Origin of the sequence: Kribbella sp. NBC_01505, assembly GCF_045040285.1 — a bacterium.
GTDB lineage: Bacteria > Actinomycetota > Actinomycetes > Propionibacteriales > Kribbellaceae > Kribbella.
In genome coordinates this window covers 7,768,629-7,779,752 of sequence record NZ_CP109425.1, presented here as the reverse complement: position 1 = coordinate 7,779,752, position 11,124 = coordinate 7,768,629, and the positions used below count along the sequence as shown (strand labels likewise).

Annotated in this window: 12 protein-coding genes; 8 read left to right on the top strand and 4 right to left on the bottom strand. The window is 69.0% G+C overall.

Annotated elements, in window-relative coordinates:
* Position 1: 1 nt before the first annotated feature.
* Positions 2–931: an ABC transporter permease gene (locus OG474_RS36580; RefSeq protein WP_405058217.1), complete on the bottom strand. Its 930-nt coding sequence runs from the start codon at positions 929–931 to the stop codon at positions 2–4.
* 144 nt (positions 932–1,075) lie between these two features.
* On the opposite strand from OG474_RS36580, the gene OG474_RS36575 reads away from it, so the two are divergent.
* The 3 genes from OG474_RS36575 (at position 1,076) to OG474_RS36565 (ending at position 3,699) form a co-directional block, all read left to right on the top strand.
* Positions 1,076–1,963, top strand: a complete 888-nt coding sequence (locus OG474_RS36575) for an alpha/beta fold hydrolase (RefSeq protein ID WP_405058216.1) — start codon at positions 1,076–1,078, stop codon at positions 1,961–1,963.
* A 38-nt stretch (positions 1,964–2,001) separates the two neighbouring features.
* Complete coding sequence (locus OG474_RS36570) at positions 2,002–3,000, top strand: TerC/Alx family metal homeostasis membrane protein (protein WP_405058215.1); 999 nt, start codon at positions 2,002–2,004, stop codon at positions 2,998–3,000.
* 108 nt (positions 3,001–3,108) lie between these two features.
* Positions 3,109–3,699 (top strand): hypothetical protein, encoded by a 591-nt coding sequence (locus tag OG474_RS36565; RefSeq protein WP_405058214.1) that lies wholly within the window; start codon positions 3,109–3,111, stop codon positions 3,697–3,699.
* Positions 3,700–3,882: 183 nt separating this feature from the next.
* On the opposite strand, the gene OG474_RS36560 is transcribed toward OG474_RS36565, so the two are convergent.
* Genes OG474_RS36560 through OG474_RS36550 form a run of 3 tightly spaced genes read right to left on the bottom strand, consistent with a single transcriptional unit; the run spans position 3,883 to position 5,708 of the window.
* Positions 3,883–4,527 carry a hypothetical protein gene (locus OG474_RS36560; protein WP_405058213.1) on the bottom strand — a complete coding sequence of 215 codons (645 nt, stop codon included), beginning with the start codon at positions 4,525–4,527 and terminating at the stop codon, positions 3,883–3,885.
* A gap of 21 nt (positions 4,528–4,548) precedes the next feature.
* Complete coding sequence (locus tag OG474_RS36555) at positions 4,549–5,205, bottom strand: hypothetical protein (RefSeq protein WP_405058212.1); 657 nt, start codon at positions 5,203–5,205, stop codon at positions 4,549–4,551.
* Entirely contained in the window at positions 5,202–5,708 is a 507-nt protein-coding gene (locus OG474_RS36550; protein ID WP_405058211.1) for an RNA polymerase sigma factor, read from the bottom strand. The genes OG474_RS36555 and OG474_RS36550 overlap by 4 nt, the downstream gene beginning before the upstream one ends.
* A 182-nt stretch (positions 5,709–5,890) precedes the next feature.
* Here OG474_RS36550 and OG474_RS36545 point away from each other — a divergent pair, with 182 nt between their 5' ends.
* The 5 genes from OG474_RS36545 to OG474_RS36525 are packed head-to-tail and all read left to right on the top strand — an operon-like array spanning position 5,891 to position 11,084.
* Positions 5,891–6,265, top strand: coding sequence for a hypothetical protein (locus OG474_RS36545; RefSeq protein WP_405058210.1), 375 nt, complete (start codon positions 5,891–5,893; stop codon positions 6,263–6,265).
* Positions 6,253–7,494 carry a sensor histidine kinase gene (locus tag OG474_RS36540; RefSeq protein WP_405058209.1) on the top strand — a complete coding sequence of 414 codons (1,242 nt, stop codon included), beginning with the start codon at positions 6,253–6,255 and terminating at the stop codon, positions 7,492–7,494. The genes OG474_RS36545 and OG474_RS36540 overlap by 13 nt, the downstream gene beginning before the upstream one ends.
* Complete coding sequence (locus tag OG474_RS36535) at positions 7,485–8,129, top strand: response regulator (protein WP_405058208.1); 645 nt, start codon at positions 7,485–7,487, stop codon at positions 8,127–8,129. Before OG474_RS36540 ends, OG474_RS36535 begins: the two co-directional genes overlap by 10 nt.
* Before the next feature lie 34 nt (positions 8,130–8,163).
* Positions 8,164–9,681 (top strand): TldD/PmbA family protein, encoded by a 1,518-nt coding sequence (locus OG474_RS36530; RefSeq protein WP_405058207.1) that lies wholly within the window; start codon positions 8,164–8,166, stop codon positions 9,679–9,681.
* Positions 9,678–11,084, top strand: coding sequence for a metallopeptidase TldD-related protein (locus OG474_RS36525; RefSeq protein ID WP_405058206.1), 1,407 nt, complete (start codon positions 9,678–9,680; stop codon positions 11,082–11,084). Before OG474_RS36530 ends, OG474_RS36525 begins: the two co-directional genes overlap by 4 nt.
* Positions 11,085–11,124 lie beyond the last annotated feature (40 nt).

Genomic DNA, 11,124 nt, shown 5'->3' with positions numbered 1-11,124 from the left:
CTCAGTGCGTCCTCCGCAGCCGTACGTCGAACGCGTCCCGGACACCGTCTCCGAGGAGTGTGAACCCGAGGACCGCCACGAACAGGGCGATGCCGGGGAAGACCATGAACCACGGGTCGGTGCCGGTGTAGACCCAGACGATCGAGTCGGAGATCGAGCGGCCGAGGCTCGGTGTCGGTGGTGGTACGCCGACGCCCAGGAAGGACAGGGCGGCCTCGGCGCCGATGTAGCCCGGGATCGCCAGGGTCGCGATCACCAGCACGGGGCCGAGCAGGTTCGGCAGGAGTTCGCGGGTGATCACCCACCAGCCGGTCGAGCCGACGCTGCGGGCCGCCTCGACGAACTCACGGGTGACCAGCGAGCGCGCCTGCGCCCGGATCAGCCGCGCCAGGCCGGCCCAGCCGAAGAAGCTCAGCACGCCGATCAGCAGCAGCGGCCGCGGCACCTTGGCCGGCACGATGATGCCGAGGGCAATCATGAAGACGAGCTGCGGGAAGCCGAACAGGAAGTCCAGCAGGCGGGACAGCACCGCGTCGAACCAGCCGCCGACATACGCCGCGGTGATGCCGAGCAGCGTGCCGATCACGGTCGTCACGGCGGTGACCACGATCGCGATCACCAGCGACGTCCGCAGCCCGAGCACCACGATCGAGAACAGGTCCCGCCCGGTCAGCGGCTCGACCCCGAACCAGTGGTCGGCACTGACGCCGCCGAAGGAACCCCGCGGCGCGTTCCCGCGAGCCGGATCGAGCAGATCGATGTGGTACGTGAACGGGTCCTGCCCCGACAGCTTCACCAGCAACGGCGACACCGCCGCGACCACGATCAGCACACCGACCAGCACCAGACCGACCCGCGCACTCCGGTCCCGTCGTACCCGATGCAGCGCCTGCCGGGTAGGCGAGACGGCCCCGGCAACCGACGAACTCACAAGCACTCCCGACAGTTGTTTTCGAACAGCCGACACAAGCTAGGCCGCATCCTCCCACCACGCCCGCCACATCTTGAATCCTGAGAATCTCGACTCGATAACTCCGGATTCGTTTACCCCTGTCCGACCGGCTACTCTCCGCGCATGGATGGCGAAGTGAGGCTCGGTCCCAGGCTCCTGAAGTACACCCTCTACGGTCCCACCGACGGTTTTCCGGTGGTCTCGCTCGGCGGCACGCCGAGCACCCGCTGGAAGCGTCCATCGGTGGTCGAAGCCATCGCGAATTCCGGTCTGCTGATGGTCGTTCCCGACCGGCCCGGGTACGGCGGCTCCACCCGTCAGCCCGGTCGTTCGGTCGCCGACGCGGCCCGTGACGTCGCCCTCCTGGCCGACCACCTCGGCTGGGCGACTTTCGCCCTGACCGGCGGTTCCGGCGGCGGCCCGCATGCCCTCGCCTGCGCGGCGCTGCTGCCCGATCGAGTCGTCCGCTGCGCCGTCGTCGGCGGCCTCGCCCCGCCGCTGACCCACGACCCCGAGCCCACCGAGGCCGAGGAGCTCGCCGACCCGCGCCGCGACCGGCACGCCTGGCAGGCCGCCCGGGACGTGACCGTCCTCCGGTCCGAGCTCGAAGCGAGCTTCGCCCAGGTGATGGCCGCTGTCGAAGCCGGTGGCCCGGAGTTCCCGCCGGACCCGCACGACCCCGCGCCGCCCGCGCCACCCGCCCGCGACGACCCGGAGGCGATGGCACGACTCACCGCCACCTTCGTCACCAGCATGGACGGGGTGCTCGACGACATGGCGGCCTTCGCCAAGCCCTGGGGCTTCGACCTCGCCGATGTCCGGGTCCCGACCAGCATCTGGCACGGCACCGCCGACGAACGCGCCGGCAAACAGGCCGGCTTCCTGATCGAAGCGCTCCCGGCCGCCGAGTCCATCCAGTACGTCGGCGCCCACGTGCCGCCGTCCGCGGCGTACCGGCGAATTCTGGAATGGTTGCGCGGCGCAACGAACGGGGCTGGTGCGACTCTGTAGGCTCACAGGACCAGCCGCCGCACGATGACGGAGGAAGCATGCTCGAGCTCAGTACGTCGACCTGGGCGATCACCATCGGGTTGATCGTCGTTCTGCTGGCCGTGGACCTCTTGCTCGCGGCGCTGCGGCCGCATCGGGTGGGGTTCAAGGAGGCGGCTGCCTGGTCGGTGTTCTACGTGCTGGTCGCGATCGGCTTCGGGCTGTGGTTCATGAGCCAGTACGGCGGTGACTTCGGGGCGCAGTACTTCGCCGGCTACATCGTGGAGAAGAGTCTGTCGGTCGACAACCTCTTCGTGTTCGTCATCATCATGACCACGTTCGCGGTGCCGGAGGAGCACCAGCACAAGGTGCTCACGTTCGGCATCGTGCTGGCGCTGATCATGCGGGCGCTGTTCATCGCGCTCGGGGCGACGCTGCTTTCACTGTTCTCGTTCATGTTCCTGATCTTCGGGCTGCTGCTGCTCTACACCGCGGTCCAGCTGTTCCGGCACCGCGACGAGGATCCCGACGTCGAGAACAACGTGATCGTGAAGACCGCGCGCCGCGTCCTGCCGGTCAGCGAGGAGTACGTCGGCGGCAAGCTCACCGCTCGCATCGACGGGCGGAAGGTCGTCACGCCGCTGTTCGTCGTGCTGGTCGCGATCGGCGGTGTCGACCTGCTGTTCGCGCTGGACTCGATCCCGGCCGTGTTCGGGGTCACCGACGAGGCCTACATCGTCTTCGCCGCCAACGCCTTCGCGCTGCTCGGGCTGCGCGCGTTGTTCTTCCTGGTGAAGGGGCTGCTCGATCGGCTCGTCTACCTGTCCGCGGGGCTGGCGATCATCCTCGCCTTCATCGGCGTCAAGCTGATCCTGCACTGGGCTCACGTGGACATCAACAAGAGCATCCCCGAGGTCTCCACCCCGGTCAGCCTCGCCGTGATCATCGGCATCCTGGTGATCGTGGTGGTCGCCAGCCTGCTCAAGACCCGCAACGACCCGACCGTCACCGCGCATGCCGGGTCCCTGCACGGGCAGCGTAGAACCACCGACGAATAGCTCCCCGAAAAATTCTTTCCGGACCTCTCAACCTTCGCGATCGCTGCCGTCATCTCTGGTCGTGTGCGGCCAAGGTGACCGCGCCAAGACTCGAGGGGACACAGAAAGATGAAGAAGTTCGGGGTTCTGACCGGTATCGCGGCCGTGGCGACCATGGGAGCCGTGCTGATCGGCGGCGCGCTGCCCAGCACCGCGGCAGTTGCCTCCAGCAACAGCCAGCTGGCGTCGTCGGCGTACGCGAAGAGGTACTTCGCCGGCAGCGCCGGTGACTACCACGCCGCCGCGTACGTGCCGAAGACCTGGAAGCACCAGACGCTCGGCGCCTGGCAGGACAAGTTCTCCGACGCCAAGCACAACCGCCTGGTCCGCTTCAACACCGCGTACAACGCCAACATCAGCACCACCCGGGCGATGAAGCGCAAGGTCGCCGCCCTCAAGCACCTGCGCGGCCTGCACGTGGTCAGCACCTCGACCGCCTCGATGAAGTCCACCTCCGGCCAGGGCCCGCTGACCGTCAGCACCGTGGTCTACACCTACCGCAGCGGCAAGACCACCCGCTGGGTCGCCGACCGCTTCATCGGCGTCGAGGGCGGCAACTCCGCCGAGGTCGAGATCGCCGTCGCCGGCGCACCGAAGGACTACAAGTACCTCGGCGCGGTTCTGCTCAACTCCAGCCGCTCCATCGAGCTCGCCAACTGACGCACCGCGGCCGCCGTACCTCCTGACGGGGTACGGCGGCCTCGTCATGTCGAGAATCGCCGGTCTGATCCGACGTACCTGTGAAGACACCCCGGGAGCGGGTGTCCCGAGCAGGAGCGTGCCGCGATGGACCCGTTGAATCTGGCTGTGAACAGGAAGCTCGTGACCGACGACACGCGACGCTCAGTCAGGCTCGATGAGGTCCCAGCGGCGTTGGCGAAGGAAGCGGGTCGCCGCCCAGGTGAGCAGCGCGCCAAGAAGGGCGCCCGGAAGAAGCCAGCGCCAGCCGGTGAAGGTGCTGGTCGCAATCGCCTGCGGTTGGGGCTGCGCCTCTTGTACAGGTTCGGGCGCTGATCGGTCCAGGGTGGTGGGACCGCCCACGAATTGCTCACCGTTGCGGAGGCCCGTCAGCAGCTTGAGAGAGCTCAGGAGCTTCGTCAGCGCGACAGAATCAGTCCCGGTGTGCCAGACCGGCTTGCCCAGCGGGACCGTCCCGTCGAGAGATTCACTGGTGGCGATCCACGGGCCGCCGGGGGCTTCGGGATAGATGATGTCGATCCGCCAGACATCCATGTCGTGGATCAGCCAGGTGGCCCGGACGAACGGTCCGGATTCATGTGACAGGTCGCGGGGCTCCCGCGGTGTCGCCACCTGCGTCAGTGTCTGCAGCTGGCGGTACTGCGGATCGTCGTACCCGAAGGCGACCACGTGTGGAGGTGCGCTGAGCAGCACGCTGGTGGGACCACCCGCCGCAGCGGGAGTCGTGGTGAGGACAGCCACAGCCACGACGAGCAGCGTGGCGAGCAGAGCTAGAACGCGTCGGACCATACCCGGATACACCGCCGCGGTTCAGGAGGTTCCCGTCGCCAACTGGACCGCACGGGCCTTGTCCGCGACTTCGAGCCGGTAGGTGATGCCGCTGCGCTCCCACACCAGCGTCGGACCGGCGATGCGGACGACGCGCTGGTCGACCAGCACCAACTCGTGCGGTGTGCTGAACCAGTAGCCGTCGACAGCAGGCACGTACTCGAGCTTGGTGTAGTTCTTCTTCCAGTACATCGGATCCACCCCCGACTGGAACTGCTCCAGCCGTACGCCGTCCCAGCTCATCGCCACGAACCCCTTAGACGCCGAGACACCACTCGGTGCACCCAGTAGCGCCGGACGCGCCGGTGTGAAGCCCGCAATCCGCGCAGCCTCCGCCAGCGACAGCTGCCCGGGGACCGCAGGCACAGGAGGCGCCGTACTGGGGCCAGTGCCGACCGGCCGGGCCTCCACTCCCCCGATCCGCAGCCACTCCGCGACTGTCGCCCGTACCGGCGGTGTGAGCGCCAGACCGGCGAGCAGCACACACAGCCCAGCCAGCAACGCCCGCCACCGGTCCCGCAGCCGCCGCCGGACCGGTACGCCGGCCACCCGGGTCAGCACCGCCGCAGTCAGCTCAGGACTCACCGGAGGCGGAACAGCCGACCGTCCCAGCGCACGCAGCTCATCGTCCAAGTTCATGGCAGCACCTCCTCCCGCAGCGACTCCCGCAACCGTCCCAACGCCCGGTGCAGCCGGGACTTGACCGTCCCACGCGGCCAACCGAGCACGACCGCCGTCTCCTGCTCATCCAGCTCCAGCAGATACCGGCACGTCACCACCAGCCGCTGCGGCTCCGGCAGAGCCTGTACGGCGCGCAGCAGCTCAGCCCGCCGTTCCAGCGACACCGTCTCCTCCGCCGGGTCCAGTACGACGTCCAGCGGCGCAGCACGCTCTTCCCGGCGACTGCGCCGGCTCCGCGACCGGATGGCGTTCCGCGTCTCGTTGGCGACGATCCGCAGCAGCCACGGCCGGAACGCCGACCCGCCACGAAACCCACCGAGCGCCCGGTAAGCCTTCACGAACGACTCCTGCACCACGTCGTCCGCATCCGCACCGGCCCCGAGGAACACCGCCGTCCGCTGAGCGATCGGCGCATGCAGCAGCACCAGCTCGCCGTACGCGGCGGAATCCCCGCCACGCACCCGAGCCAGAATCTCCGCCTCGCCGTCGCTGATCCGGACCTCCTCGACACCTCTCGGACACTGTCACTACACCGCCGATGATGGACCGGTTCCGGTTCCCGGGTCGACAGTGTGGCTAGACCCACCCAGGTGTGTGGCTGGACCCGTACTGGACGGCGTCGGAGATTTCTAACGTCGTGGGTATGAAGAACAACGAGATGTTCGAGACAGTACGGAAGTGCCTCGGCCTGTACGGCGTGGCCAGTGCGGTGGTGCTGAGTGTGGTGATCGCGAACGCTGCGACCCAGGGCTCGGTCAGCACGTTCATGTGGGTGCGATCGGTGCTTCTGCTGGCAGTGACGCCGCTGCTCTACCGGCTCGCCGCCAGGGACCCGCAGCGCCTCCGCACCGTGGCCACGGTGCTGCCGATCGCGATCGTCGTGGTTGACCTGATCCCCGGTGTCTGCCCGGTATGGTTTGCCGCGTTGCAGGCAGCGTCGGCGCTCCCTCTGATCGCAGTGGCCGTCATGATGCGTCGGCGGACGGTGGCAGAGACGAGGACGGCATGCGACGACTGACAGCGGCAGGGCAAGGATTCGCCCGCGCAGTCGTGCTGCTGGTCCTGGCAACGGCGGTCCCGGTGCTGTCGGCCGCCCCGGCCCTGCTGGGCGCTCTGACCGGGCGGCCATGGTCGCTCACGAACCCCTGGACCTGGATCGGCTGGCTGCTCTTCCTCGCTGCCTTCACGCTCGCTTTGGCCCGGCCGATAGCCACGCTCGTACGGCGGCTCGCGAACAGCTGGTGCGGTCTGCAGCTCGCGAGCGGGTACCGGCCGCCCGGACCGGAGCCGGTTCAGCTGTCGACCGGACACTGGTGGAACGGCCATTCGTACGAGCGCACCCGCCGGGACGCCGAGCTGGATGCCCGATGGCGGCGCGGAATCGGCGATCCGGCGTACTGGCGGGACGTGCGGTGGGTCCTCCTCTCAGCCGTCACCCTCGCTCCGGTCTGCGCTGTACCACCGGCCGCACTCGCCGCGGCTGTGGTCGCCTGCACGAATCGGTCGACAGTTGCCCTCGGCATCGGACTCGTTCTGGTCGCGGCACTGACCGCACCGTTCGCCTGGCGTGTCCTCGGACCGCTCGCGGGGCGCTGGCTGAGGGTGCCGGACAGCGCCGATCGGGTGCGGGAACTCGAGCTCCAGCGTGCGGATCTGACCAGGTCCCAAGCGGCTGAGATCCGGCGGATCGAGCGCGACCTCCACGACGGTGCGCAGGCCCGGCTGGTCGCGGTCGGGCTATCCCTGGTCACGGCCGAACGACTGCTCGACACCGACCCCGAGCGTGCGAAGGCCCTGCTCCGCGAGGCGCGGGAAGGCACGTCCACCTCGCTGGCCCAGCTGCGCGACCTGGTCCGCGGCGTCCATCCACCGGTGCTCGCCGAGCGCGGCCTGGTCGATGCGATCCGTGCGCTCGCCCTCGACAGCCCGCTCGAAGTCACCGTCACCTCCGAGCTGGGACAACGGCTCGACGCCCCGATCGAGGCCGCCGCCTACTTCAGCGTGGCCGAGCTGCTCGCGAACGCCACCAAGTACGCCGCGGCCTCCACCGTGCAGGTGGACGTCCGCCGATCCGGTACGACGCTCAGCGTGCTCGTGGTCGACAACGGTCCCGGCGGCGCCATCGCCGTACCGGGTGGTGGGCTGGACGGGATCAACCGGCGACTGAGCGCGTTCGACGGCACCCTGGCACTGGACAGCCCGCCCGGCGGGCCGACCCTGGCACGGATGGAGATCCCATGCGGATAGTCGTCGCCGAAGACCTCTACCTGCTGCGTGACGGCCTCGTCCGCCTGCTCGAGACCTTCGGGCACGAGGTGGTGGCGACCGCGGCCACCGGTCCGGAGACGCTGCAGGCGCTCCTGACGCACCGGCCGGACGTCGCGATCGTCGACGTCCGGATGCCGCCCACCAACACCGACGAAGGGCTGACCGCCGCGCTCGAAGCCCGCCGGGAGGTCCCCGGGCTGCCGGTGCTGATCCTGTCCCAGCACGTCGAGCAGCTGTATGCCCGCGAGCTGATCGCCGACCAGGCCGGCGGTGTCGGATACCTGCTCAAGGACAGCGTGTTCGACGCCGACCAGTTCATGGACGCGCTCGAGCGGGTCGCCGCCGGCGGGACCGCGCTCAATCCGCTCGTCGTCAGCAAGCTGCTCGCGCGCCCGGCCACCGAGCCGCACCTGGCCCAGCTGACCGAGCGCGAGCGGTCCGTCCTCGCCCTGATGGCGGAGGGGTTGTCGAACAGTGCGATCGCCCAGCGCCTGTTCCTCAGCGACAGTGCCATCAGCAAGTACACGACCACGACCTTCGACAAGCTCGGCATCCAGACCGACGACTCCGCCAACCGGCGTGTTCTGGCGGTGCTTGCCTACCTCAAAGTCTGAGCAGGTCGACCGTCGTGTGTATAGGGTCGGGATCGTGCCAGACATCGATGAATCGTTCCTTGCCCTGCCCCGGCATGAGCTCGCGGAGGCCGCGCTGCAGCGGGCCCGGGACCTCGGGGCCACCTTCGCGGAGTTCCGGCTGGAGAGGATCCGGTCGGAGTCGATCGCGCTCCGCGACAGCACGCTGGAGAGCGCGAGCGACGGTGAGGACCTCGGCCTCGCGGTCCGCGTCGTCCACGACGGGACGTGGGGTTTCGCGGCCGGAGTCGCGCTGACCACCGATGCGGCGGTGCAGGTCGCCGAGGCGGCGGTGCACATGGCGCAGGTGTCGCGGCCGATCAACGCCGAGCCGATCGAGCTCGCCGACGAGCCGACGTACGACGACGTCACCTGGGTCTCGGCGTACGAGATCGACCCGTTCAGCGTGCCGCGCAGCGAGAAGGTCGCGCTGCTGACCGACTACAGCGACCGGCTGCTCAAGGCGGACGGTGTCTCCCACGTGAGCGTGCACGTCGCGTCGGTGCACGAGTGCAAGTACTACGCCAACACCGAGGGCACGTCGTACACGCAGCAGCGGGTGCGGATCGGTCCGGAGATCACCGCCTTCGCGGTGGATGCCGAGACCGGCCGGTTCGACTCGATGACCACCCTCGCGCCGCCGGCCGGCCGTGGCTGGGAGTACATGACGGGTACCGGCTGGGACTGGAACGACGAGCTCGCGCAGGTCCCGGGCTGGCTGGCCGAGAAGATGGCCGCACCGAGCGTCGAGGCCGGGGTGTACGACCTGGTCATCGACCCGACGAACCTGTGGCTGACGATCCACGAGTCGATCGGCCACGCCACCGAGCTGGACCGCGCGCTCGGCTACGAGGCGAACTACGCCGGCACGAGCTTCGCGACCACCGACAAGCTCGGCAACCTCAAGTACGGCTCGCCGGTCATGCACGTCACCGGTGACCGGACCGCCGAGCATGGCCTGTCCACAGTCGGGTACGACGACGAGGGTGTCGCCGGTCAGCAGTGGGATCTGGTCAAGGACGGCGTACTGGTCGGGTACCAGGTCGACCGCCGGATGGCCAAGGTGAACGAGGAGCTCCTCGGCACCGACCGCTCCAACGGCTGCGCGTACGCCGACTCGTCCGGCCACATCCCGATCCAGCGGATGGCCAACGTCTCCCTGCAGCCCGCGGCCGACGGCCCCTCCACCGAGGAGCTGATCAGCCGGGTCGAGAACGGGATCTACATCGTCGGCGACAAGTCGTGGTCGATCGACATGCAGCGGTACAACTTCCAGTTCACCGGGCAACGGTTCTACAAGATCACCAACGGCAAGCTGGACGGTCAGCTCCGCGACATCGCCTACCAGGCGACCACGACCGACTTCTGGGGCTCGATGGAGGCCGTCGGCGGCCCGGAGACCTACGTCCTGCACGGCGCGCTGAACTGCGGCAAGGCCCAGCCCGCGCAGTCCGGTGCCGTCAGCCACGGTTGCCCGTCCGCCCTGTTCCGGGGCGTCCGCATTCTCAACACCACGCAGGAGGCCGGTCGGTGACCGCCATTCAGTTCACCCCGCAGGACACCGTCGAGCGCGGGCTCGCGCTGGCCAAGGCCGAGGGGGCCGACGGCTGCGTGGTCCTCGTCGCCGAGACCTCCAGCGCCAACCTGCGCTGGGCCAACAACACCCTGACCACGAACGGCGCGATGCGCGGCTCGCACGTCACCGTGATCGCCACCGTCGGCGCCGGTGAGGGGACAGCGACCGGTGTGATCAGCCGGTCCGCGGTCACCGACGACTCGTTGCGTGAGCAGGTGTCCGCCGCGGTCGCGACCGCCAAGGCCGCCGCACCGGCAGACGACGCCCGTCCGCTGATCGACGGCACCACCAGCGCGGACTGGGACGAGGAGGCGGCCGAAACCTCGGTCACCGTCTACGAGAAGTTCGCCCCGGCACTCGGCGAGACCCTGCAGCGCGCCACCAGCGAGGGCCGCTGGCTCTACGGTTTCGCCGACCACGAGGTCGTCACCCTGTACGTCGGTTCCTCGGCCGGGCTCCGGCTTCGTCAGGCCCTGCCCCGCGGTTTCGTCACGATGACCGGTAAGTCCGGCGATCTGAGCCAGTCCGCGTGGGCCGGTGCCGCCACCCGGGACTTCACCGACATCGATGCGCACGCCTTCGACGCCGAGCTGACCCGGCGACTGGGTTGGGCCGCGCGGACGGTCTCCGTCGACCCCGGTCGGCACGCGACCGTGCTGCCGCCCACTGCGGTCGCCGACCTGACGACGTACCTGTTCTGGCAGTTGGACGGCCGGGAGGCCTTCGAGGGCCGCAACGTGTTCGCGAAGCCGTCGGGTGGCACGCGGATCGGCGAAACCCTGTCGAGCAAGCCTGTCCAGCTCCGCTCGGACCCGGCGCTGCCCGGGCTGGAGACCTTCCCGTTCGCGGTCGCGCGCTCGTCGGGTGGTTCCTCGAGCGTGTTCGACAACGGCCTCACGCTGTCCGCGACCGACTGGATCCGCGACGGCAAGCTCGAGACGCTGATGACGAGCCGCCATACGGCCGACCTGATCGGCGCATCCGCCGCCGCACCGGCGATCGACAACTACGCGCTGTCGGTCGACGGAGCCACCGGTACGACGGATGACCTGGTGGCCGGCCTCGAGAACGGGCTGCTGCTGACCTGCCTCTGGTACATCCGGATGGTCGACCCGCAGACATCCCTGCTCACCGGGCTGACCCGGGACGGCGTCTACCTGGTCGAGAACGGCGAGGTCACCGGGGCCGTCAACAACTTCCGCTTCAACGAAAGCCCGGTCGACCTGCTCGGCCGGATCGGTGCGGCCGGTGCGACCGTGCCGTCGTTCTCCCGCGAGTGGGGCGACGACTTCTCCCGGACGGCGACACCGCCGTTGCTGATCCCGGACTTCAACATGTCCAGCGTCAGCCAGGCCAGCTGAAAACACTTGGTGAACGACAACGCCCCGCGAACCTCGAAAG

Coding starts and splice junctions, on each gene's coding strand:
- OG474_RS36535 (WP_405058208.1), top strand. CDS start 7,485: ATGCGGATAGTCGTCGCCGAAGACCTCTACCTGCTGCGTGACGGCCTC.
- OG474_RS36540 (WP_405058209.1), top strand. CDS start 6,253: ATGCGACGACTGACAGCGGCAGGGCAAGGATTCGCCCGCGCAGTCGTG.
- OG474_RS36555 (WP_405058212.1), bottom strand. CDS start 5,205: ATGAACTTGGACGATGAGCTGCGTGCGCTGGGACGGTCGGCTGTTCCG.
- OG474_RS36565 (WP_405058214.1), top strand. CDS start 3,109: ATGAAGAAGTTCGGGGTTCTGACCGGTATCGCGGCCGTGGCGACCATG.
- OG474_RS36545 (WP_405058210.1), top strand. CDS start 5,891: ATGAAGAACAACGAGATGTTCGAGACAGTACGGAAGTGCCTCGGCCTG.
- OG474_RS36560 (WP_405058213.1), bottom strand. CDS start 4,527: ATGGTCCGACGCGTTCTAGCTCTGCTCGCCACGCTGCTCGTCGTGGCT.
- OG474_RS36575 (WP_405058216.1), top strand. CDS start 1,076: ATGGATGGCGAAGTGAGGCTCGGTCCCAGGCTCCTGAAGTACACCCTC.
- OG474_RS36570 (WP_405058215.1), top strand. CDS start 2,002: ATGCTCGAGCTCAGTACGTCGACCTGGGCGATCACCATCGGGTTGATC.